At 75.1% G+C, this 22,815-nt stretch carries 14 protein-coding genes and 2 pseudogenes; 12 read left to right on the top strand and 4 right to left on the bottom strand.

Annotated elements, in window-relative coordinates; all coding sequences use genetic code 11:
- The first annotated feature begins 281 nt into the window (after positions 1–281).
- The gene (locus AB0881_RS29485; protein ID WP_366622043.1) at positions 282–2,237 is read left to right on the top strand and encodes a hypothetical protein; all 1,956 of its coding nucleotides are present in this window, start codon (positions 282–284) and stop codon (positions 2,235–2,237) included.
- A 17-nt stretch (positions 2,238–2,254) separates the two neighbouring features.
- On the opposite strand, the gene AB0881_RS29480 is transcribed toward AB0881_RS29485, so the two are convergent.
- The 3 genes from AB0881_RS29480 to AB0881_RS29470 form a co-directional block, all read right to left on the bottom strand.
- Complete coding sequence (locus tag AB0881_RS29480) at positions 2,255–3,268, bottom strand: hypothetical protein (protein ID WP_366622041.1); 1,014 nt, start codon at positions 3,266–3,268, stop codon at positions 2,255–2,257.
- Between the two features lie 229 nt (positions 3,269–3,497).
- On the bottom strand, positions 3,498–6,476 hold the full coding sequence (locus AB0881_RS29475; protein ID WP_366622039.1) for an Ig-like domain-containing protein: 2,979 nt from the start codon (positions 6,474–6,476) through the stop codon (positions 3,498–3,500).
- Between the two features lie 306 nt (positions 6,477–6,782).
- Positions 6,783–7,007: a hypothetical protein gene (locus AB0881_RS29470; RefSeq protein WP_366622037.1), complete on the bottom strand. Its 225-nt coding sequence runs from the start codon at positions 7,005–7,007 to the stop codon at positions 6,783–6,785.
- Between the two features lie 479 nt (positions 7,008–7,486).
- On the opposite strand from AB0881_RS29470, the gene AB0881_RS29465 reads away from it, so the two are divergent.
- From AB0881_RS29465 to AB0881_RS29435, 7 genes and pseudogenes are all read left to right on the top strand, one after another.
- Entirely contained in the window at positions 7,487–9,007 is a 1,521-nt protein-coding gene (locus tag AB0881_RS29465) for a sugar transferase (RefSeq protein ID WP_366622035.1), read from the top strand.
- A 13-nt stretch (positions 9,008–9,020) separates the two neighbouring features.
- Complete coding sequence (locus AB0881_RS29460) at positions 9,021–10,286, top strand: O-antigen ligase family protein (RefSeq protein ID WP_366622033.1); 1,266 nt, start codon at positions 9,021–9,023, stop codon at positions 10,284–10,286.
- Positions 10,283–11,929 carry a lipid II flippase MurJ gene (locus tag AB0881_RS29455; RefSeq protein WP_366622031.1) on the top strand — a complete coding sequence of 549 codons (1,647 nt, stop codon included), beginning with the start codon at positions 10,283–10,285 and terminating at the stop codon, positions 11,927–11,929. Before AB0881_RS29460 ends, AB0881_RS29455 begins: the two co-directional genes overlap by 4 nt.
- Positions 11,926–12,654 carry a polysaccharide deacetylase family protein gene (locus tag AB0881_RS29450; RefSeq protein WP_366622029.1) on the top strand — a complete coding sequence of 243 codons (729 nt, stop codon included), beginning with the start codon at positions 11,926–11,928 and terminating at the stop codon, positions 12,652–12,654. Before AB0881_RS29455 ends, AB0881_RS29450 begins: the two co-directional genes overlap by 4 nt.
- Entirely contained in the window at positions 12,651–14,537 is a 1,887-nt protein-coding gene (locus AB0881_RS29445; RefSeq protein ID WP_366622027.1) for a glycosyltransferase, read from the top strand. Before AB0881_RS29450 ends, AB0881_RS29445 begins: the two co-directional genes overlap by 4 nt.
- A complete protein-coding gene (locus tag AB0881_RS29440; RefSeq protein WP_366622025.1) occupies positions 14,534–15,733 on the top strand; it encodes a GNAT family N-acetyltransferase in 1,200 nt (399 codons plus the stop codon). Before AB0881_RS29445 ends, AB0881_RS29440 begins: the two co-directional genes overlap by 4 nt.
- Positions 15,726–16,769, top strand: a pseudogene (locus AB0881_RS29435) (glycosyltransferase); the annotation flags it as partial. The gene AB0881_RS29440 and the pseudogene AB0881_RS29435, both read left to right, overlap by 8 nt.
- Here AB0881_RS29435 and AB0881_RS29430 read toward each other — a convergent pair.
- A complete protein-coding gene (locus tag AB0881_RS29430; RefSeq protein ID WP_366622105.1) occupies positions 16,667–17,515 on the bottom strand; it encodes a hypothetical protein in 849 nt (282 codons plus the stop codon). The pseudogene AB0881_RS29435 and the gene AB0881_RS29430 overlap by 103 nt on opposite strands.
- Before the next feature lie 773 nt (positions 17,516–18,288).
- On the opposite strand from AB0881_RS29430, the gene AB0881_RS29425 reads away from it, so the two are divergent.
- The 4 genes and pseudogenes from AB0881_RS29425 to AB0881_RS29410 form a co-directional block, all read left to right on the top strand.
- Positions 18,289–19,542: an ATP-grasp domain-containing protein gene (locus AB0881_RS29425; RefSeq protein WP_366622023.1), complete on the top strand. Its 1,254-nt coding sequence runs from the start codon at positions 18,289–18,291 to the stop codon at positions 19,540–19,542.
- A gap of 89 nt (positions 19,543–19,631) precedes the next feature.
- Positions 19,632–20,942: an FAD-dependent oxidoreductase gene (locus tag AB0881_RS29420; protein WP_366622021.1), complete on the top strand. Its 1,311-nt coding sequence runs from the start codon at positions 19,632–19,634 to the stop codon at positions 20,940–20,942.
- 152 nt (positions 20,943–21,094) lie between these two features.
- Complete coding sequence (locus tag AB0881_RS29415; protein WP_366622019.1) at positions 21,095–22,030, top strand: hypothetical protein; 936 nt, start codon at positions 21,095–21,097, stop codon at positions 22,028–22,030.
- 202 nt (positions 22,031–22,232) lie between these two features.
- Positions 22,233–22,815, top strand: a pseudogene (locus AB0881_RS29410) (hypothetical protein); the annotation flags it as partial.

Raw genomic sequence — 22,815 nt, 5'->3', positions numbered from 1 at the left:
CGAAAACGCGGCCGGAACCGGCCGCGGCCCGGTTCGCCGCGCACTTGGACCGTACCCATCGGTGACACTGGAGCATGGGGCGGAAACGATCCCCCGCGAGGCGGCGCGGGGCCTGCGAGGCTTCCTCTCAGCGGCCTGTTCCCGTACCGGAGCGCGGCCGTGCGAAGGCCGATCCTTCCGGCCGGCCCTTCCCTCCTTCCGCTCCCCCGCCGGCCCGTACGGCCGGGTCCGTTCCGACAGCGTGTCCGGCGGTCCCGCCGGTGACGAATCGGGAGACAGCCATGGCGACCCCCACGCCGGCTCAGGTGGGCAGGACCAACCCCCCGCTGCCCCCCGGCACAGAGGTGTGGATCCCCGCAGTCGGCGACACCGTCGTCGCAGGGTCCGAGATCAGTCCGGGCGGGTACGTGTACTACCGCTGCGCGGGCGTCCGCGACCTGGTCAGCGGGATGACCGTGTACCGGCGCTGGGCGGTGGTCCCCGCCCCGCCCGCCGCCCCCGTCCCGCCGTCGATGGCGGCCGGCCGGGTCGCCCCCGGCCGCGACGTCGCGTACGCCGTGCACTCCGACGACGCGGCGGCCGAGCCGTCGCAGCACGCCGACCGGCGCACCCCGGCGTTCCTGCGCCGCCGCCGCGAGCGGGCCCGGCAGCTGGTCTTCGGCGCGGACGTGTCCAACCATCCGATGGTCACGCCGCCGCTGTTCTCCCGCGACCACCGGTTCACCGAGCTGGCCCGCCTGATCGTCAACGGGTACGGCGTCAACGAGGACGGGCTGAGCTTCCAGGTCACCGTGCTGTGCAACCTGGGCCATGTGGCCCGCCCGCACGACCTGATCCTGGTCACGCTGGACGGCCCGGCCGGGCGCCGGCTGGACACCGTCGCCATCCTCACCCCGCCGCCCGACCAGAACGTCTGCACGTTCTCGGCGTCCTACACCTGGAACCAGCTCGCCAAGCTCCTCGGCGTGCGGAGGTCGGCGCAGGTGTCGGCGCGCGAGGCCGTCCTGGAGGTCCTGCCGCAGGCCGGGCTCACCGCCGAATGGTGGGACAACAAGACGGGCCGCAACGAGCCCGGCCACTACAGCGGCGGCCTCGACCAGAAGAACGGGTCCGGCCGCATCGACCTGCGCCCCATCACGGTCGAGGACCTGAAGGAGTCGGAGACCGTGCCGAAGCCCGCGTGGCACGCGGGCGAGCCGCTGCGCGAGAACCGGCCCGTCTACCGGGCGTTCCGGGACGTCCTCCAGCCCGGGATGGAGATGTCGACCTCGCTGGAGGCGCAGTCGGAGTTCCTGATCAGCGGTGAGCAGCACGTCTCGGTCGTCGCGCAGCTGCGCGCGCTGTTCGCCCGGCCGCGCGACCTGCGGCAGCTCAACGTCGAGCTGATGTCGGCCGAGCACATCCGGCGGTGCACCGACACGTACTACGACGTCCCTTCGCTGACCCTGCTGCGGTACGCCGTCGTCCTCCGCCGCCGGCAGGTCAACACCGACGAGAAGGGCACGTTCCGCCTCACCGTCAAGGGCCGCAGCGTGGTGAAGGCGCACCCGTCCGGGGAGCGGATCCGGCTGGTGTCGCGGATCCACCCGATCGAGGGCGCCGATCCCGCCCGGCTGGCCGAGTTCCTCGCCGACGACGGCATCGACAACGCCTTCGGCCGCGTGCTGGCCGACGGGCTCGGCCGGCACCGCGGCGGGCTGGCCGAGCCGAAGGGCTGGAAGGACCTGGCCCCGCGGCTGGTCGTCACCGCGCAGCGGGTCCGGTACTCCTTCGAGCTGGCGCACTCGACGACGGTCGACCTGTGCGCCGACTCGGCCACCGGCACCGATCCGGTGAGCGGGCGGTCCCGGACGATCCACACCGTCTCGTTCACGCTCGCCCATCCCGGGTTCTTCTCCAGCGACACCTCGGTGCCCGAACCGCTGTTCCCGCCCTCGCCCGGCTCCCCGGCGCATTCGGGGCCGGAGTTCCGGATCCCGGCGGCGGCCGGCGCGGCACTGGCGACCGGAACGCCCGCCCCGCCGGCCCCGCCGCCGCCCCGGCGGGCCCTGGTGACGCGGCCGTACCACGTGCCGACCGACCTCGACGACCCCGCGCTGTTCGACACGCCGTCCTACCTCCAGTACCAGGAGGCGCGGGACCGGATCCTGCACTACCTGTTCGGGTACGCGGCCAAGGACCTGGCGCCCGGCGGCAACAAGGGGTCCGCGCTGGCGCGGCTGCTGAAGCTCGTCTGAAGCAGGCGGCGGCGCGGTCAGCGGCGGGCGCCGTAGAGCTCGATGAGGCCGCGGTGGTCGCCCTTGCCCAGGGTGGCCGCGCGGTCGTCGCAGAGGTGGACGAACGGGCTCATCGACAGCCACTCGTGCCGCTTGCCCTCGATGTGCCGGAGGCCGAGCGCGTGCAGCGTCTCGTGGGTGACGACCGCGACGGCCTCGTACCGCCCGGACGGGCACCCCGGTACGGGCTGCGGGCCGCCCCGGCGCGGCTCGCGGGGCGTCCACCAGCGCTTGCCGCGGGTCTGGACGGCCATGTCGCTCTCCAGCGTGCGGCCCGCGCGGTGCCACAAGCAGGTGACCGCGAGCGCGTCCTCCTCCAGCCGGGCGAGGCTGTCCCAGCCGAAGGCGTTGACGCCGTCGCGGGCCTCGCAGGCGCCGGCGGGGCCGACGTTCGGCCGCTTCGCCGTGGTGCCCGCGTACCGCTGCCGGATGTCGGGCTTGGGGCGGTAGCTCCGGGCGCCCTTGACGCAGTCGGTCCGCACGCCGAACGCGCCGGCCACGCCCCGCCGTACGGCCCGGGCGGCGCGGCGGGCGCTCAGCCCGCTGTCCTTCACGGTGCCGCGGTAGTAGCGCCAGGAGACCGTCGAGCCGCGGCGCCATCTGCTCGTTCCGAGTCTGCGGCCGCTGTCGGCGCAGGCGCCGGCGGCGGTGCGCACGTGGCGCGGGCGGCCCTCCGGCAGCCGGGAGACGCCCTCGCCGACGGTCGCGGTACGGGCCTCGGGATCCACCCGGATCTCCAGGGTCGTGGCGCCGTCGCGGCGCAGCGTGTGCACGGCGACCGAGCCGCCGTCCCTGGGCACGGTCACGGCCGCCCCGTTCGACCCCTTGACCAGCTTGCCGCGCAGGTCGCACGCGCGGAGGTCGACCACCCGCGGCAGCGCGGCGGCCCGCAGCCCGGGCCCGGGCGCGCACCAGGCGGGCGCCCCCGCCGCCGGCGCGGCCGCGGCCGGGACCAGGAGCGCGGCCGCGAGCGGAGCCGCCGACAGGACCACCCTGAATGTGCGGGACCTCGAATTCCATGACTTCACATGGCATTTCTGAACCTGTCGCCCGGCCACTAAAACCACAGATCATCAAAGAGGCGATCGGCTCCTGACATCGGCGTTCCCCGGCCCGCGGCGTGAAGACGCGGAGGGGCCCGGGCCGGGGATTCTCCCCCGGCCCGAGCCCGCGATGACCGTTCGCGTGCCGCACCGCCGCGCGGAGGCGGCACCGACCCGTTCAGGACTTACATCGAGCGCGGTACTCCCTGGCGGCCGCCACCGTGGCCTTGGTGATGGTGAGGAGCTGGGGCTGGCCGACGACGGTGTTGCCGGCGGGGTCGGTCGCCCTGGGCGTGAGCGTGTACGTGCCCGGCGACATCTCCGTGCAGGGCGTGCACCGCCAGTTGCCGTCCGGCTGGACGGTGGCCGTACAGGGCGCCATGCCGGCCGCGCTCAGCACGATCTTCGACCCGGGCTCCCCGGTACCGGAGAACAGCGGCCGCGGATCGGAGATCGTGGCGTTGGCCGGCGGAGAGACGAGGGTGGGAGCCGCGGGCGCCACCGTGTCCACGGTCACGTTCACCGGCTGGCCGGTCGACGCATTGCCCGCCGCGTCCGACGCGCGCGGCGTCAACGACTGCCGACCCTCCGGCAACCGCTCCGACACCCGCCCCGTCCACGCACCATCGGCACCGGCCCGGACCTCCAGCAACTTCTGGCCACCGGGACCCACCACCGTCACCACGCTCTGCGGCTCGGCGCGGCCCGACAGCGTCGGAGTCGCCTCACGGATCACCGCACCATCGGCCGGGGACGTGATCGACGGCACGCCCGGCGCCACCGTGTCCACGGTCAGATTCACCGGCTGACCCGTCGAAGAGTTACCCGCCGCGTCCGACGCACGCGGCGTCAACGACTGCCGACCCTCCGGCAACCGCTCCGACACCTGCCCCGACCAGGCACCATCGGCACCCGCCCGCGTCAGCAGCAACCGCCGTCCGCCGGGGCCCACCACCGTCACGACGCTTTGGGGCTCGGCGCGGCCCGACAGCGTCGGAGTCGCCTCACGGATCACCGCACCATCGGCCGGGGACGTGATCGACGGCGCACCCGGCGCCACCGTGTCCACGGTCAGATTCACCGGCAGACCCGTCGAAGAGTTACCCGCCGCGTCCGACGCACGCGGCGTCAACGACTGCCGGCCTTCCGGCAGCCGCTCCGATACTCGCCCTGACCAGGCACCATCGTCGCCGGCTCGGAGCTCCAGCAGCTTCTGGCCACCGGGGCCCACCACCGTCACCACGCTCTGCGGCTCGGCGCGGCCCGACAGCGTCGGAGTCGCCTCACGGATCACCGCACCATCGGCCGGGGACGTGATCGACGGCACGCCCGGCGCCACCGTGTCCACGGTCAGATTCACCGGCTGACCCGTCGAAGAGTTACCCGCCGCGTCCGACGCACGCGGCGTCAACGACTGCCGACCCTCCGGCAACCGCTCCGACACCTGCCCCGACCAGGCACCATCGGCACCCGCCCGCGTCAGCAGCAACCGCCGTCCGCCGGGGCCCACCACCGTCACGACGCTTTGGGGCTCGGCGCGGCCCGACAGCGTCGGAGTCGCCTCACGGATCACCGCACCATCGGCCGGGGACGTGATCGACGGCGCACCCGGCGCCACCGTGTCCACGGTCAGATTCACCGGCTGACCCGTCGAAGAGTTACCCGCCGCGTCCGACGCACGCGGCGTCAACGACTGCCGGCCTTCCGGCAGCCGCTCCGATACTCGCCCTGACCAGGCACCATCGTCGCCGGCTCGGAGCTCCAGCAGCTTCTGGCCACCGGGGCCCACCACCGTCACCACGCTCTGCGGCTCGGCGCGGCCCGACAGGACGGGAGTCGCGTCCCGGATCACCGCGCCGTCGGCCGGGGACGTGATCGACGGCGCACCCGGGGCCACCGTGTCCACGGTGAGGATCAGCGGTCGTCCGGCGGACATGTTCCCGGCCGGGTCCATCGCACGCGGGGTCAGCGTCTGCCGGCCTTCCGGCAGCCGTCCCGACACCTGCCCCGTCCAGGCGCCGTCGGCGCCCGCCCGCGTCAGCAGGATCCGCCGTCCACCGGCGTCCAGCACCGACACCACGCTTTGGGGATCGGCGCGGCCCGACAGCACCGGGGTCGCGTCCCGGATCACCGCGCCGTCGGGCGGCGACGTGATCGACGGTGCGCCCGGCGCCACCGTGTCGACCGTGATGTCCACGGGGTTCCCGCTCAGGGGCTCGCCGGACGGGCCGGGGACCGAGGGTGTGAGGCGGTACCGCCCGTCGGGCAGCGGGCTCCCGATTTCGAGGCGCCAGGTGCCGGACTCGCCGACGCGGGTGGAGTAGGACTCCGATCCCCCCTCGCCCGTGACGCGCACGGTCACCGTGTCGCCGGCCGCGCCCGTACCGGAGACCTCGGGGGTGCTGTCGCGCGTGATCGCGCCGTTGCGCGGGGACGTGATGGCCGGGCGGGTCGCGGGCTTCGGAGCGAGCACCCGCGCCCGGTGGTCCTCCACCTCGCCGGCGGTGGCGCCGCAGTTCACCTGCGGGTCGGCGGTGCGGCCCCCGTACAGCCGCAGGCGCACGAACGTGTCGCCGCTCTTGCGGTGGGCGAGGTTCCAGGCGAGTACCCCGGTCCCGTCGTGGGGGCGGACGCTGGTGAGCGCGCGTTCGGGCCGTTCGAACAGCCCGTCGCGGTCGGCGTCGATCCAGCCCGCCAGGGTGACGGTGCGGCCGGTGCCGTTGCGCACGGGGACCTTCGCGCTCACGCGCCCCGAGGCCGGGACGGTCAGTGCGTGCCGCAGCGCGTCCTCGTCGTCGTACTCGCGCAGGTCGTCGCTCATGGCCTCGTCGCGGCCGTGCTTGCCGGGCCCGGTCTCGCCGTCGGCGATGCGGCCCAGGCGCAGGTGCTTCTTGATGACGTGCTTCGCGACGCCGTACCTCGCCGGCGCGTCGGAGTAGTCGCGGCGCCCGTGCCCGAGGCGCTCCTCCTCGTCCTCGGGGCAGGCGTCCGCGCGGCTCGCCGCCGCGTTCCCGGCACGGAGGGCCGCGCCGTCCTGCCTGGACGGCGGGTTCCACGACCGGTGCGAGGCCACCTGCCGTGCCGTCGCCGGACCGGACTTCGACGTCAGCGGGACCAGTACCAGCCCCGCGAGTATCAGCAGTGCTACGAGCAGCATCCGTTCGGCTCCTTGCCGCCGGGAGGCGCCCGCGCGATGAGGGCGACGACCTCCCATGATTACTGTGAGTAGTGGTATAACTACGCGCAGTGTCTACCGTGCTCATCGATCCACATAACCCCAGGTCAGAGGGCTTTGTTAAGACTTGACCGGATCACCAAAGCGGGCAGAACCATCGACAAGGCATACAAATCATCCAAATGCGAAAAAGACCGTAGCCACAGAGGAGTGCGCATCCGTGGGCGGCCCGGGAAAGGCGGAAGGGCCCCGCCGGACGGCGGGACCCTTCCTTCTTCTGGTCTGAGATCAGTCGTCGGTCTTGGTGTCGTTCTTCTCGACCTCGGACGAGCCGTTGAGGCAGTCGTCCATCTCGACCGGCGAGATGATCGGGATGATCGGGAGCTGGCAGATCTGGACGCCGAGGCCCTGCTCGTTGGTGACCTCCTGGACGTCGGTGCTCTCGACCTCGTCGCCGTCTCCGCCGTGGGCCAGAGCGGGGCCGGCGCCCAGCAGCGCCCCCCCGACTGCCATGGCCAGAACGCCTGTCGCGGCGAGTCGCTTCATCATGTTGCCCTCCTGAGCTCATGTGCGCAGAGTTTTCGAAAGCTCCACGGATACGCGATTCCGCAGTGCTTCGATAGTGGTAACACAGATTCCGCGGCCGCCGCGAAGTCCATCGGGCCGAAATCGGGGAACTTGAGGTGATCATTGCATTCCGATTGCGCCAGACAGAGACTCAGCCGATTCATTCTGGCGCAAATGGCGCGAGCGATGCGACACGGACGGCCCTTATCGAGCCGCGGACCTGCGCGTACGCCACCACAGAGAACACGCCTCGCCTTCCCCGCGTTTCCGGCACCACGGTCATTCTCAAGAGCACGTTGACCTTTGTTAAAGGCATGGGACCCGTGCGGCGCCGCCCCACGTCTTCCCTTGATCAGTGGGCACAGACTCGAATCCGATCCGACGACAGGGCAGCCGTGTGGCCCCTCTTTGAAAGGACGGCCGAGATGGGCTCACAGGGGCTGAGCGTCCCCTCGATCGGCGCCGGCACCGCCGGCACCGCCGCGCGCCCCGCGCCCGGCGGCGAAGGGGGCCCGCTCCCGCCCGGATCCGGTACCGGCCCGCACGGCACCCGCACGGCACGCCCCCTCGTCCGCCCCGCCCTCTACCCGCTCGCGCTCGGCGCGGCCGACGGGCTGTCCATGGCGTCGGCGGTGGCCCTCACGACCGCGGCCGGCGGCGCCGGCGCGCCGGTGGCGCTGGCGGCGGGGGCCGCCGTCACCGGGCTCAACGCCGCCGGCGGGCTCTACCGGCGCCGGCTGGGGCCCTCGCTGCTCGACGACGCGCCGTCGCTGGCCGCCCGCGCGGCCGCGGTCGCGGCGCTGGCGGCGGCGCTGCTCCCCGCGTCCCGGGGCGCGGAGGCCCTCGGCACCGCGCCGCCCGCGCTGCGCGACCTCGCCGCCGCCTGGTTCTGGATCACGGTGCTGCACTGCGTGCTCGCCGGAACCGGCCGCACGGCCGCCGCCACCGGCCGCCGGCTCGCCCGCCGGGCGGGCGCGGCGCGCCCCGCCGTCATCGTCGGTACGGGCCCCACCGCCGAGCACCTGATCCAGGTGCTGCGGCGGCGCCGCGAGTTCGGGCTCCTGCCGGTCGGCCAGATCCTTCCCGGCGGCGACGACCGGCCGCTTCCCGGGCTGCCCGTCCTCGGCCCGCCGCCGGCCCTGCGGGAGGCCGTGCTGGACCGCCCGGCCGCCACCGTCGTGATCGTCATGGACGACGTCCGGCGCCCGCAGCTGGACGCGTTCGTCCGCGCCTGCTCGGTGCTGCCGTGCGAGACGCTCCTGGTCCTGTCCACGCTCGACCTGATCACCGGTGCCGGTCCGGGCCGGCGCGTCGAGTACGTGGCCGGACTGCCGTGCCTGCGCCTCGGCTCCCGGACGGGAGAGCGGCTCGCCCGGGCCGCCAAGCGCGCGTTCGACCTGGCCGCCGCGAGCGCCGCGCTGCTGCTGGTCTGGCCGGTGATGCTCGCCTGCGCGCTGGCCGTACGGCTGGAGGGCGGCCCGGGCGTGCTGTTCCGGCAGCGCCGGGTCGGCGCCGGCGGCCGGCAGTTCGTGCTGCTGAAGTTCCGCTCGCTCCGGCCCGCCGACGACCACGAGGCCGACACCCGCTGGTCGGTGGCGGGCGACGACCGGATGGGGGCGGTCGGCCGCTTCCTCCGCGAGACCTCGCTGGACGAGCTGCCGCAGCTGTGGAACGTCGTGCGCGGCGACATGAGCCTGGTCGGGCCGCGGCCCGAGCGCCCGCACTTCGTCCGGCTGTTCACCGAGACGTGCCCCGAGTACGCGCTGCGGCACCGGGTCCCGGCCGGCCTGACCGGCTGGGCCCAGGTGAACGGCCTGCGCGGGGACACCTCGATCGAGCTGCGGGTCCGCTACGACAACCGCTACATCGACACCTGGTCGTTCCGCTCCGACCTGAAGATCCTGCTGATGACCGTGCGGGCCGTCCTGGCGAGGAACCCGTGCTGACAGGGGCCCGCCCGTGATCGAGACGCTCATCAGGCGCCCCAGCTGGATGGTGTGCGCCGCCGCGCTGTGCGTGTGCTTCCCGGCGAGCCCGCGGGCCGAGGACGCGGGCGTGGCGGTGACGCCCGCGGACGTGTTCAGCGCCGTCCTGGTCGCCGCCGCCGCGATCCTGGTCGTCGCCGGCAGGGCCGAGGTGCCGCCCCGGGCGCTGCTCGCGTTCGGCCCGGTGCTGGCCGCCCTGGGCCTGGCCACGCTGTGCTCGCAGGACATCGGGACGAGCCTGGCCGGTTACGTCCGGGTCGCGCAGGTCTTCGTGCTGGTCCCGGTGGCGGTCGCGGCCCTCGTCCGGGACCGCGCGGACGCGCTGCTGGTGGCGGGCACGGTCGTCGCGGTCGGGGTGCTGGAGGCGGTGTACGGGACCTGGCAGGCCCTCACCGGCAACGGCGCGTCGATCGGCGGCGAGAACGTCCGGGCGGTCGGCACGTTCGGCGCCGGCGACGTGATGGCGCTGTCGGTCGTCACCGGCTTCGGCATCGTCATCACGCTGGCGTTCCTGCTGGCCGGGCCGCGCCGGTGGCGGCCCGCCGCGGTGGCGGTCATGGCGGTGCTCGGCGCGGCGCTGGCGCTGGCGCTGAGCCGGGGCAGCTGGATCGCGATCGGCGCCGCCGCCGGCCTGGTGCTGGCCGCCTACGACCGGCGGGTCGCGCTGCGCACGGCGGTGGCCGGCGCCGCGCTGGCCGTCGTCGCGATCGGCGGGCTCGGCGTCGGCTCGGAGGCGCTGTCGGCGCGGGCGCAGTCGATGACCAGGATCGCCGAGTCGCCCGACCAGTCGGTGATCGACCGGTACAGCCTGTGGACGGCCGCCGCCGGGATCTGGAGCGACCATCCGATCACCGGCGTGGGCGTCAAGAACTTCCCCGCGTACCGCGACTCGTACGCGCCGATCGAGCTGTCGTCGGCGGGCGAGACCGAGGACCCGATCCACGGCTACAAGCGCCAGCCGCTGCTGTCCCCGCACAGCCAGTACCTGCTGGTGCTGTCCGAGCAGGGCGTGGTGGGGCTGGCCGGGCTGCTGGCGCTGTTCGGCACCCTCCTGTACGGGCTGTGGACCCGCCGCGACCCGCGCGACCCGCTGTGGCTGGCCGCGGCCGGCTTCCTCGCCGGACTGCTGATCAACTTCGTGTACGCCGACATGAGCGGCCCGAGCAGCGTCCTGGTGGCGATCCTCATCGGGCTCGTCGCCGCGCGCGTGTTCCCGAGGGCGCCCGGGGACGCGCGGTGACGGCCGTCGGGGCCGCGGGCCACCGCGAGGGGACGGCGATCCGCCGGGCGGCGCTGCTGACGGCGCTGCTCACCGCCGGCGGCACCGCGCTGGGCTTCCTGCGCGACCTGGTCATGGCGCACCGGTTCGGCGCGAGCAGCGGCACGGACGCGTTCCTGGTCGCCTGGACGATCCCCGAGACGGTGTCCCCGATCCTGATCGAGGACGCCATGGCGCTGCTGATGGTGCCGCTGGCCACCCGGCTGCTGCGGGAACCGGACGGGATCCGCCCGCTGGTGGCCACCGTCCTGCCGCGCCTGGTCACCGTTCTGCTGGTGGTCACGGCCGGGCTGCTGCTGGCCGCGCCGCTGCTGGTGAAGGTGCTGGCGCCCGGCCTGGACGACCCCGGCCCGGCGGTGCGGTGCGTGCGGCTGACCGCGCTGACCGTGCTGGCGTTCGGCGTGGCCGGGTTCATGAGCGCGACGCTGCGGGCGCACCACCGGTTCGGGCCGCCGGCCGCGATCTACGCCGCGTACAACGCCGGCATCCTCGTGATGATCGCGGCGCTGGCGGGGCCGCTCGGCATCACCAGCGCGGCGCTCGGCGTGGCCTGCGGCGGGCTGCTCATGATCGTGGTGCAGCTGCCCGCGTTCGTGCGCTGCCTGCGCGCCACCGCTCCCGCCCCGGCGGCCCGAGCCGACCCGGCGGACCACGAGGAGCGGCCAGAGCGGCCGGAGCCGCCGGAACGGTCCGGGCTGGCCGCGCTCACGTTCGCCGCGGCCGTCCCGATCGTGCTGTACACGGTGACGCGCCAGGCGCAGGTCCTCATCGAGCGGTTCCTCGGCTCCGCGCTCGCCGCCGGCTCGATCTCCCACCTCAACTACGCGCAGAAGGTCGGCCAGGTCCCGATGGTCGCCTCGCTGCTGCTGGTGACGGTGACGTTCCCCCGGCTGGCGCGGGCGTCGGCGGGCGGCGACGTGGACGGCGTCCGCCGCCGCGTCGAGACCGACCTGGTCGTGGTGAGCGCGATCGTGCTGTACGCGGTCGCGTGCATGGCCGCGTTCGCGCCGCTGATCATCGAGCTGCTGTTCCAGCACGGCCGGTTCACCGCCGCCGACACCTCCCGCACGGCGCTGGTGCTGCGGGTGTACGTCCTCGGCGTGTGGGGCCAGGCGATGATGGGCGTCGCCGCGCGGGCGTTCTTCGCCGGCAGCCGGCCGGTCTGGCATCCCGCCCGCGCGATGGCGGCGGGCCTGGCCGTCACCGGGATCGCCGGTTCGACGCTGGTCGCCGCGGCGGGCACCACGGCGCTCGCCGCGGCCAACGCCGCCGGGATCACCGTCGCCGCGCTGCTGCTGCTCGCGGCCATGCGCCGGCATGTCGCGCCGGTGTCGGCGCGCGCGGTCGGCGGCGACCTCGGCACGCTGCTGCTCGCCGCGTGCCTCGCCGGAGCCGCGGGCGTGGCCGTCACCGGCGCGGCGCCGGCGGACCCCGGGCTGCTCGGCCCGGGCGTCCCCCCGCTCCCCCGCCTGCTCGCGGGCGTCGCGGCGGTCACCGCCGTGTACGCCGTGGTGCTCGTCCTCGCGGCGCACGCCCGGACTCGCGCCACCGGGCCGCTCGGCCCGCTCACCCGCATCCGCCACCAGGAAGAAGCGCGCACGTGAACCGTCCAGCCGGCGACGAGCCGATCGCCTCGATGCCGATGGTGCTGATGTACCACTCGGTCGACCACTATGACGAGGACCCGCACCTGGTCACCGTCACCCCGGAACGCTTCGAGCGGCAGCTGCGCTGGCTGCACTCGCGCGGGCTGCGCGGCGTCAGCGTGTACGAGCTGCTGCGCGCGCACGCCCGCGGCCGCACCCGCGGCCTGGTCGGGCTCACCTTCGATGACGGCTACGCCGACTTCGCCACCCGGGCCGTGCCGGCGCTGGTCCGGTACGGGTTCACCGCGACGGTGTTCGTGGTGACCGGGCGGATCGGCGCGTACAACGCCTGGGACACCGGGCCGCCGAAGGCGCTGATGACGCGGGAGCAGATCCGGGCGGTCGCGGACTTCGGCATGGAGGTCGCGTCCCACACCGTGCGGCACGTGTCCCTGCCGGAGGCGTCCGACGACGAGGTGCGGGAGGAGCTCCTGGGCAGCCGCGCCGAACTGGAGGAGATCGTGCAGCGGCCGATAGGCGGCTTCGCCTACCCCTACGGCCATGCGACCCCGCGCGACGCGGCGGCGGTCAGGGCGGCCGGCTACGACTACGGGTGCGCGATCCGTCCCGCCGAGGCGACCCGGTTCACGCTGGCGCGCACCTACGTGGGGGAACGGGACCGGAGCCTGCGGCTGCGCGCCAAGGTCGTCCGGCACGAGCTGCAATGGCTGGTGCGCGTATGACGCGCGTCCTGCACGTCATCACGGGGCTGGGGCACGGCGGCGCCGAACGGCAGCTGGCGCTGCTGCTGCGCTGCCTTCCCGTCGAGTGCGAGGTCGCGGTGCTCACCAGGGCCGCCGGGCCGCTCGCGGAGGAGATCGCGGGCGGCGGCGTGCCCGTCCACGAGATCGGGATGCGCGGCAACCGCGACCTCACCGCGCTGCCGCGCCTCGTACGGCTGATGCGCCGCGGCCGGTACGACGTCGTGCACACCCACCTCTACCGCGCGTGCGTCTTCGGGCGGGTGGCCGCGCGCATGGCCGGGGTCGCCCGCGTCGTCGCCACCGAGCACTCCCTGGGCGACGGCCACATGGAGGGGCGCCGGGCGACGTTCGGCGTCCGCATGCTGTACCGGGCGACCGAACTCCTGGGGGACGTCACGATCGCGGTGTCCCCCACCGTCGCGGGACGCCTCCGTAGATGGGGCGTGCGGTCCGCCCGCCTGGTGACCATCCCCAACAGCGTCGATCCGGCGCCGTTCGCGTTCGACGCCGCACGCCGCACGGCCGTGCGCGAACGCCTCGGGATCGGACCGGACGCGTTCGTCATCGGCACGGTCGGGCGGCTCGTCCCCACCAAGCGGCTCGACGTGCTCATCGACGCGTTCACCCAGCTCGACCAGGGCGAACCGGGACAGGAGGTGCGGCTCCTCATCGTCGGGGACGGCCCGCACCGCGCCGAGCTGGAGAGGCGCGCCGCGGAAGACGCCCGCGTCCTGTTCGTGGGGGACACGGCGTACGTCCCCGGAATGCTCGCGGCGATGGACCTGTACGCCTCCCCGTCCACGCAGGAGACGTTCGGGCTGAGCGTCCTGGAGGCGCTGGCGTCCGGGCTCCCCGTCCTCTACACCGCCTGCCCCGCGCTGGACGACCTGCCCGCGCCGCTCATGACCTCGAACGCGCACCGGCTCCCGACCTGGGTCTCCGCCTGGGCGCCGGCCCTCGCCCGGCACGCGCGTTCGGGGCCCGCCCGGCGCCTCCCCGTCCCCCCGGCAGTCGACCACTACGCCGTACGCGCGCACGCGGAACGGCTCACCGTCCTCTACCGAGGGCTGACGCGTTCACCGTCCAGAAAGGGGCCAGGCAGCATGCAGGAACTCCGCGTTCTTCTCGCCAGAGCGTTCGCACCGGTCAAGGGGGCGGCCGGCCGGGCCGGCATCGTGCTGGCCCTCGCCGTCGCCGGCCTGCTGGCCGGGCTGGGGTACGGGCTCTTCAAGGCCCCGGCCTACTCGGCGACGTCCTACGTCCTCATCGTGTCGCAGCCGGCCGAGGCGGCGCCCGTGGCGGTCAGCTTCGCGCAGGCGTACGGGCGGCTCGCCGCGCTTCCGGAGACGCTCGCATGGGCCGCCGATCCGCTGCCCCGGCAGGAGCTCGCGCAGGCCGGCGAGCGCATCCAGGCGTCCACGTCTCCGGACACCCCGCTCGTGCGGCTCACCGCCACGGCCGGCACGCCGGGGAAGGCGGCGCGCTTCGCGAACACGGCCGCGGACGCGCTCGTCCGGTACGGCAACGCCCACCAGGGCGACACCGGCGTGCGCGTCGCGCTGATGAGCAAGGCCGCGGCGCCGCTGGGGCCGAGCTCGCCGAACCCGCCGCTGAACGTGGCGGTGGGGACCGCGACCGGCATCCTGCTCGGCGGGCTGGCGGCGGCCGCGGCCACGGCCCGTACCCGCCGGCTCCAGCAGGCCGCGGCCAGGCCCGCGGTCAGGACGCGGGTGGCCAGGGCAGCGGCGGCGCCGCGTCCCAAGGCCGCCGCGGCGCCCGCGCCCGGGGAGACCGGGGAACCCGTGGAACCCGGGGAACCTGGAAAGGCGGAGTCGCCGGTCCCCGCCGAGGCCGCCAAGTGACGCTCTCCGGCAGGCTCGGCCGGCACGCGGCCGAGCCCGGCGGCGCCCGCGCGAGCCGCGGCGACCCCGGCTGGACGGTGGAGGTGCGCCGCGACGGCGGCGCGCTCGCCGCGCTGGCCGGGGAATGGCGCGACCTGTACGAGCGCAGCCCCGCCGCGACGCCGTTCCAGTCGCACGCCTGGCTGTCGTCCTGGTGGCGCAACTACGGCACCCCGGACGGCCTGCGGCTGTTCCTCGTCCGGCGGCGCGGCGTCCTCGTGGCGGCGGCGCCGCTGATGACCGTGCGGCGCTTCGGGTTCCCGGTGCTGGAGCCGGTCGCGGCGCCGCAGAGCGACTTCACCGACGTCCTCCTGGACGGCGAGCACGCCCGGCGGGCCGCGCGGTGCCTGGCGCGCGCGCTGCTCGCCGCGCCCGGCTGGGGCGCGATCGACCTGCGCGAGGTCCGGCCCGGCGCGGCGGCGCACCTGGTGGCCGGCTGCTGGCCCGGCACGTCCTGGCACACCCCCGCGTCCCTCTGCCTCGAACTGCCGGCCGGCGGCATGGACGGGCTGCTGGACGCGCTCCCCCGCCGCCGGGCCGGCAAGATCCGGGCCCGGCTCCGCCGGATCGACGCGGCCGGGATCGAGGCCGTCCCGGTGCCCGCCGAGCGCGCGGCCGAGGCCGTGAACCGGCTGCTCGACCTGCACGTCCGGCAGTGGGAGGGGCGGCCGATCAACCCCGAGCACACCCGCGCCCGGTTCCGCCGGCACCTGGCCGCCGCGCTCGGCGAGATGATCCGGGACGGCCAGGCCGCGCTGCTGGAGTACCGCGACGGCGACCGGCCGGTGGCCGCCGACCTGGTCCTGATCGGGCACGACTTCGCGGGCGCGTACCTGTACGGCGCCGTGACCGACCTGCGCGAGCGCATCGAGGTCACGCTCATGCTGCTCCGCCAGGACATCGACCTGGCCCGGCGGGCGGGCGTCCCGGTGCTCAGCCTGCTGCGCGGCGACGAGCCGTACAAGAGGAAGTGGCGGCCGGCCCCCGTGCGCAACGAGCGGCTGATCCTCGGCCGGTCGCCGCTCGCCTCCCTGTACGCCACCGCGGCACGGGCCCGCGCGGAGCTCGCCGCCTACCGGCACGGCCGCACGTCTCCCGACGACGAGGAGGCGCCCCCCGCCCTGACGGCCGTGCCGGACGAGACCGCTCATGGCTGACCGGGCCGAGCCGGCCCGGGTGCGCGTGCTGCACGCCGGCCAGCCCACGGACGGCGGGGTGGCCGTCTACATCGCGCAGGCCGCGGCCGACCAGCTGCGGCGGGGATGGGAGGTCGCGGTCGCGTGCCCGCCGGACGGCGCCCTCGCCGGGCGGCTCCTGGCCGCCGGTGTCGCGTACCTGCCCTGGCACGCCGGGCGCGCGCCCGGGCCGGGCACGTTCCGCGAGGCGCTGGACCTGCGGCGGATCGTCCGCCGGTTCGCCCCGGACGTGCTGCACCTGCACTCGGCCAAGGCCGGGCTGGCCGGGCGGCTCCCGCTCGGGCCGCTCGCGGGGCCCCCAGTACCGACGATCTTCCAGCCGCACGGCTGGTCCTGGCTGGCCGCGACCGGCGCGCAGGCCGCCGCCGGGCTGCTGTGGGAGCGGTACGCGGCGCGCCGTACCGAAGCGCTCGTCTGCGTCGGCACCGGCGAGCTGCTCCAGGGGCGGGAGGCCCGCGTGCGGGCGCCGTACCGGCTGATCCGCAACGGCGTGGACCTCGGCCACTACACGCCCGCCGGTCCCGCCGAACGGCGCGCGGCGCGGGCGGCGCTCGGGCTCCCGGAAGGGACGCCGCTGGCGGTGTGCATCGGGCGGGTGACGCGGCAGAAGGGTCAGGACGTGCTGCTCGCCGCATGGCCCGCCGTGCGGCGGCGCTGCCCCGGCGCGCTGCTGGCCGTCGTCGGGGACGGCGACGCCCTGCCCCGGCTGCGCCGCACGGCGCCGCCGGGCGTGCGGTTCGTGCCGCCGGTCGCCGACACGCGCGGCTGGCTCGCGGCGGCCGACGTGGTGGTGCTGCCCTCGCGGTGGGAGGGGCTCGCGCTGGTGGCGCTGGAGGCCCTCGCGCGCGGCCGACCGCTGGTGTGCAGCAACGTGCCCGGTCTCGCGGAGGTCGTTCAGCCCGGGTCGGGCGCGCTCGTCCCGCCGGAGGACCCCGGCGGGCTGGCCGAGGCGGTCGCGTTCAGGCTGGCGCGGCCCCGGGAGGCCGCGGCGGAGGGCCGGGCGGCCGCGGGCGCGGCGGGCGAGTTCGACCTCTCCGGGACGCTGGCGCTGCTCTCGGCCGTCACCTCGGAGCTCGCGGGCGCGGACGGCGGTGCCGGATCGGACGGCGGGGCCGGGTCCGCCGGCGGGGCGGGCCTGGCGGGGAGGCCGTCCGCCGGGGGCCTCGCGGGAGGCGCCTTCCGTCCGGGGCCGGGCGGCGGTGCGGGCGCCGGCGGTGCGGGCGGGGAGGCCGGCGGGGAAACGGGCGGGGGGACCGAGGAACCGGCCGAATGATTGGCAGAAGGAGCGGCAGGGGGAGCGGCGGCGGAAGGGGCCGGGACGGGCGTTCCCGCGCCTTTCCCGCCGAACAGTTCCCGGTAGACCTGCGACGAGCGGGGATTCTCGCGGCAGCTCCACACGCCGTGCGGGCAGTAGTCGGTGATGGTCTGGTATATCACGTTATGCGAGGCCATCCAGTTGTACATTCCGCGGATATATTCGGGATTGTCGGAGTTGCGAAACAATCCCCATTCCGGAAACGACATCGGCTTTCCGTGCGCGGCGGCGAAGAGCGCGTGCGCCTCCAGCCCGAACGGTTCCCGGACATGGTGCTCGAAGTTCGCGCCGGTCGGCTGGTCGTAACTGTCGGAGCCGATGATGTCGACGACGTCGTCCCCCGGATAGCAGTCCGCCCACGGCAGCGCGTCGCGGCCGCGCGTGGCGGTGAAGTCGAAGCGCAGCCGGGCGCCCGGGGCCGCGCGCATCGCCTGCACGATCCGCCGCCAGTACGCCTTCCACGCGCCCGGGTCGGGCCGGCACCGGCTGCTGTAGACGCTGCCGTTCATCTCCCAGCCGGGCACCACGATCGCGTCCCCGATCCCCTCCCCGACCAGGCGCCGCGCCAGCCGGTGGAAGTGGTGGTCGTACATGCCGGCCGCGCCGGCGCGCAGGTGCCAGGCCACCGCCTCGTCGGGCATGCCCGCCTCGTTCGGCACGACCATCGGCACGTTGACGACCAGCTGCCGCCGGGGGTCGGCGCGCCGCCAGCGCGCCCAGGGCTCCAGGATCCCGTGCCGCCCCTCGATGTCCTCCCACCGCTCGCCCGGCAGGTAGGTGTGGCCGACCGTCACCTCCGTGCCGAGCCATTCCTGGAAAGGCCCGACCCGCTGCACGCCTTCTCCGCCGGAACCGAGAAAGGCGCCGAGCGGAACGGGCGGGGGCGTGCGCACGGCCGGCGGATTCGCGGGGGATTCAGGTGAAGAGGGATCCATGCCCGATATCTGCTCCGCGGAACGGAAATCCCGCCAGTTCGCGATCAGCGTCGCGGCGGCGAGTACGGCAACCGCGCAGGAAAGCGTCAGGGCCCGCACGAGAAGTCCCAACGGAGATCTTGCCCGCCCATGGCCGAACAGCCGAGGAACACGATGGTCATCGTCGGCTCGCATGCGTATCGTATGCCCTCTGGCCTGCTCAGACGAACTACAAGATCGCCCCGGCCGCGGCAGAATTTACCTCTTTGATAGGAAGCGTGTCGAGAATGCGAATCGCACCGGAATGGACGGCGAGCAGCGACTCGCCGGGCGTCCCCGTACCGGAACTCGACGGCGGCCTGCCCGTCCTGCTGCTGCGCACCGACCGCAACCTGCTCCACCACGGGACGCTCGGCGCGATCCGGTCGCTCGGCCGCGCCGGAGTGGAGGTCCACGCCGTCCTGGAGGGCCGCGCCTCCCCGGCCGCGCACTCCCGGCGGCTGCGCCGCCGCCACCCGTGGGGCCCGTCGCCGTACCGCGAGCCCGAGGCGCTGGCCGAGCACCTGCGGATGGTCGCCGCGCGCATCGGCCGCCGCGCGCTGCTGATCCCGCTGGACGACGCGGGCGCGATCTTCACGGCCGAGCACGCGAAGGCGCTGGAGGAGTGCTACCTGCTCCCCCGCCAGGATCCGGCCGCGCCGCGCCGCGTCGCCGACAAGTCGCTGCTGCTGGAGCAGTGCGACCGCTACGACATCGCCTGCCCCGAGAGCCTCGTCCCGGAGACCCCCGCCGAGGTGGACGAGGCCGCCGCCGCGCTCGGGCTGCCGCTGGTCGCCAAATGGTCGCGGCCGTGGCTGCTGCCGCGCGGGCTGCGCAGCACGGAGGTCATCCGGTCCACCGCCGAGGCGCGGCGGCTGTTCGCCCGCTCCCTCGGCGACGAGGACGACGGCTTCGCGGCGGGCCCGCTGATCCTGCAGCGGCTCGTCCCGTCCGGCGGCGGCGACTGGTTCTTCCACGGCCACTTCGACGAGAACTACGTCTGCCTGTTCGGCGGCACCGGGATCAAGCACCTGTCCCACCCGCCCGGCGCGGGCCCCACCGTGCGCGGCGAATGGGTCCTCAACCCGGAACTGGAGCAGTTGGCCTGCAAGGTCGTCAACATCCTCGGCTGCCGCGGCACCGTCGACCTCGACTTCCGGCTCGACCCGCGCACCGGCACGTACCACCTGCTCGACTTCAACCCCCGGCTCGGCGCCCAGTTCCGGCTGTTCTGCGACGAGCGCGGGATCGACCTCGTCCGCGCCGTCCATCTGGAGCGCTCCGGCCGCGCCGTCCCCGCGCCGCTCCCCCGGTACGGCCGCACGTTCCTGGTCGAGCACCACTTCCTGCGGCACGCGCTGTCCCGCCGCGGGGAGCGCGCCGGGGCGTTCCGGCGCGTCCGGAAGGCCGGCGAGCGCGCCTGGCTCGCCGCCGACGACCCGGTCCCGTTCCTGGTCATGGGACGGCGCAGCCTCATCCGCGCCGTCCGGCGGACCACCTGACCCCCCGTCCGGCACCGCGCTCCCCCCGCCCAGACCTCCACCCGAGACCGCACGCAAGAACGACACGCACCACCACGGGGGAACGCGAAATGCACGACTCGACCGCCGACGTGCTCGTCGTCGGGGCGGGGCCGTACGGCCTCTCGACCGCGGCGTACCTGCGGCACCACGGCCTGGACGTCCGCATCATCGGCACGCCCATGGAGTTCTGGGCCGACCGGATGCCGCCCGGCATGCATCTGAAGTCCGAGCCCTTCGCCTCCAGCCTCGGCGCGCCGCACGGCGGCGCCACCTTCACCGACCGCAATCCCGGCTGGCGGACCGGGCGGCCCATCCCGCTCTCGGTGTTCGTCGAGTACGGCCGCTGGTTCGCCGGGCACATCGTCCCGTACACCGAGGAGGCGCGGGTCGAGCGGATCGAACGGCCCGGCGGCGCCGGCGGGCCGTACGAGATCGCGCTGTCGACCGGCGAGACCGCCCGCGCGCGGGCCGTCGTGATCGCGATCGGCGTGGCGGCGTTCGCGCGCGTCCCGGACGAGCTGTCCGGGCTGCCCGCCGAGCTGCTCACGCACAGCATGGACCACCGCGAGTTCGGCCGCTTCGAGGGGCAGGAGGTGGCGGTCGTCGGCGCGGGCCAGTCCGCGCTGGAGACGGCCGTGTTCCTCGCCGAGGCGGGCGCGCGGCCGCAGCTCCTCGCGCGTACCGAGCGGCTGGCGTGGAACGACGTGCCCGTGCCGTCGCCGTCGCCGATCGACCGGGCGCTGCGCGGCCCCGCGTCCGGGCTGGGCCGCGGCTACCGGACCTGGGTGTGGTCCGAGCACCCCTGGGCCACCCGGTTCCTCCCGGACTCGACGCGGCAGCACCTGCTGCGGACGACGATGGGGCCCGCCGGGGCGTGGTGGCTGCGCGACCGGGTCGACCACCGCGTCCACGTGATGACGGGCCGGACGGTCACCGCCGCGCGCGAGTCCGGCGGCCGGGCCGCTGTCACCACCGCCGGCACGGTCGGCAGCCCGTGGGAGCACGAGGTCGACCATGTCATCGCGGCCACCGGATTCCGTCCCGACCTCGGCCGGATCGAGATCCTGGCCCCGGAGCTGCGCGAGCGGGTGAAGGCCAGGCACCGCGCGCCGGTGCTCGGCTCGCACTTCCAGAGCTCGGTGCCCGGCCTCTACTTCGCCGGGCTCACCGCGGCCCCGAGCTTCGGACCGGTCATGCGGTTCGTGCACGGCGCCGACTTCGCCGCCCGCCGGATCGCCGCGCACATCGCGGCCAACGCCAAGGCCGCCGCGCCGCCCGTGGAGAAGGTGACCGTGCTGGATTCCGGCACGGCCGGGGCCGCCGGGGACGGCGAGGGCGCCGGTAAAACGTCGCCACACGTACCGGTAAACCCTCGGTAGAACGCCGGACGGCCGCGCGCCGGTGACCCAGCATGGAAATGGCACGGAGACACGCCGGCGGAATTGGAATGGCAACGGCCATTACTCGGGGTGCTGGTATCGTCGCCGACCGTCATCCACTCTCGGCGTTCTGATGGTGAGGAGTTCCCGGAATGGGGCAGGCAGGCATCCGCGGGAGGGCCGGTACGGCCCCCGGCCGGACGCCGCGCGCCGCCCGCGTTCCGGGGCTCCTCAGGGTCGCGGCCGTGGCCGGGCTCGCGTTCGCGGGCTGGTTCGTGCTCGCCGCGCTCGCCGGCTCCGCGTCGGCGGACACCGGCGAGGCGCGGCCCGCGGCCGACGGGACCGGCACGGCCGGCATGACCGGCACGGCCGTTTCGCGGGCCGGGGAGCTGGCCTCCGCGGCGCTGCGGACCGTACCGGCGAAGCCCCGCGAGGCGCGGCCCGCACGGGAGGCCGGGACGCACGGGAAGCAGGAGGCGCGCGAAGCGCACAAGGGGCGCGAGGCGCGCGGCGCCGGCGAGTCCCGCCGGGCGCTCACGCCGATGACCGCGCACGGCGACCGCCTGCTGCGGGCGCCGTCGGCCGCGGTCGGCCGGCTGGTGGCGGGGGTGCCGGAGCTGCGCGAGCTGCGCCCGGCGGCGTCCGGCCTGGTCGGACGTGCCGGGCTGGCCGACCGGCACCCGGTCCGCGACCTGCTGTCCCCGCTCGCCGGACGGCTCGTTCCGGAGGCACTGCTGGACGGCCCCGGCGACCGGCCGCACGACGTCCGCGACTCCGTGCGGAAGGCGCCGTCGCCCGGCGCCGAGGCCGCACCGGCCGAGGACGCCCGTACCGCCACCGGCGCCACCGGCGGCTGCCGTGACTGCGGCTCCGCCGACGCCCCGGCCGCCCCGCGGCACGCCCCGGCGACCGGGGAGGACGACGGCGGCACCGGCCTCCCGCAGAACGGCGGCGGGCACACCCCGCCGGCCGGACTGGTCTCCTCCTCCACCCTCGCCGCACCGCCCGCCGTGGCCGTGCGCGCGCTCCCGGCGGCGGTGGCCGGGCACGACGCCTCGCCCGCCGACCCGGCGTTCGTCCCCGACTAGAACTCCATGGCACGGCGGTCCCGCCCGAACGGACCGGTCCCGCCTTTTCCCGCCATTTCCCGCCGCTCCCCGCGGGCCCGCCCTTTCATCTCGCGCGGGAATCCGCCCGGAGCCACCGGATACACCCTTTCCTGCTCGGCAATGGACGCACCGCCCGTTGCCTTTCCAATTCTCCGCTGTACCGACATGAAGGAGTACGAGAATGCGGAACTGGACGAAGCTCATCGGTCGCGCCGCGCTGGTCGCCACCGGCCTCGCCATGGCGGGCGCCGGCACCGCCGCGGCCGAACCCCGCCCGCTGTACGGCGGCAGTGAGGTCGGCACGCCGGTCTCGGCGCCCGTCAACCTCTGCGGCAACGGGGCCGCGGCCACCGGCGTCACGACGGCCTGGTGCGACGGCGGCGCCACCGTCGTCGGCGAGGGCCGCGGCCCCGCCGGCAAGAGCCTCCTCGGCGGCACCCGGTACAACTCGCCGGTCAGCCTGCCCGCCAACCTCTGCGGCAACGCCGGCGACGCCACCAGTGTGACCCGGACCTGGTGCGACGGCGGCGCGCACGTCGACGGCACGGGCGGCGCCCGCGCGGTCCACGGCGGCCGGGACGACGACGGCACGGGAGACAAGGACGCCACCGGCGGGCTGCTGCCCGGCGGCCTGCCTCCGGGCATCCTCTCCGACCTGCTCGGGTCGCTAGCACACCTGCCTCGTCCACGCGGGCGGCGACACTCCCCTGCAGCTCGCCCTGCACATCCTCATGCTCGACGCCGGCTTCCACGTCACGGGCCCA

This window comes from Spirillospora sp. NPDC029432 (assembly GCF_040703975.1).
In the GTDB taxonomy this organism is placed as follows: Bacteria; Actinomycetota; Actinomycetes; order Streptosporangiales; family Streptosporangiaceae; genus Spirillospora.
Note: the sequence above shows the minus strand (reverse complement) of the source record. Positions and strands in the feature narration are given on the sequence as shown.

Bases quoted from the DNA above. Each gene is read 5' to 3' on its own strand.
- AB0881_RS29485 (WP_366622043.1), top strand. From the start codon at position 282: ATGGCGACCCCCACGCCGGCTCAGGTGGGCAGGACCAACCCCCCGCTG.
- AB0881_RS29475 (WP_366622039.1), bottom strand. From the start codon at position 6,476: ATGCTGCTCGTAGCACTGCTGATACTCGCGGGGCTGGTACTGGTCCCG.
- AB0881_RS29470 (WP_366622037.1), bottom strand. From the start codon at position 7,007: ATGGCAGTCGGGGGGGCGCTGCTGGGCGCCGGCCCCGCTCTGGCCCAC.
- AB0881_RS29465 (WP_366622035.1), top strand. From the start codon at position 7,487: ATGGGCTCACAGGGGCTGAGCGTCCCCTCGATCGGCGCCGGCACCGCC.
- AB0881_RS29445 (WP_366622027.1), top strand. From the start codon at position 12,651: ATGACGCGCGTCCTGCACGTCATCACGGGGCTGGGGCACGGCGGCGCC.
- AB0881_RS29430 (WP_366622105.1), bottom strand. From the start codon at position 17,515: ATGCGCGCGGCCCCGGGCGCCCGGCTGCGCTTCGACTTCACCGCCACG.
- AB0881_RS29425 (WP_366622023.1), top strand. From the start codon at position 18,289: ATGCGAATCGCACCGGAATGGACGGCGAGCAGCGACTCGCCGGGCGTC.
- AB0881_RS29420 (WP_366622021.1), top strand. From the start codon at position 19,632: ATGCACGACTCGACCGCCGACGTGCTCGTCGTCGGGGCGGGGCCGTAC.
- AB0881_RS29415 (WP_366622019.1), top strand. From the start codon at position 21,095: ATGGGGCAGGCAGGCATCCGCGGGAGGGCCGGTACGGCCCCCGGCCGG.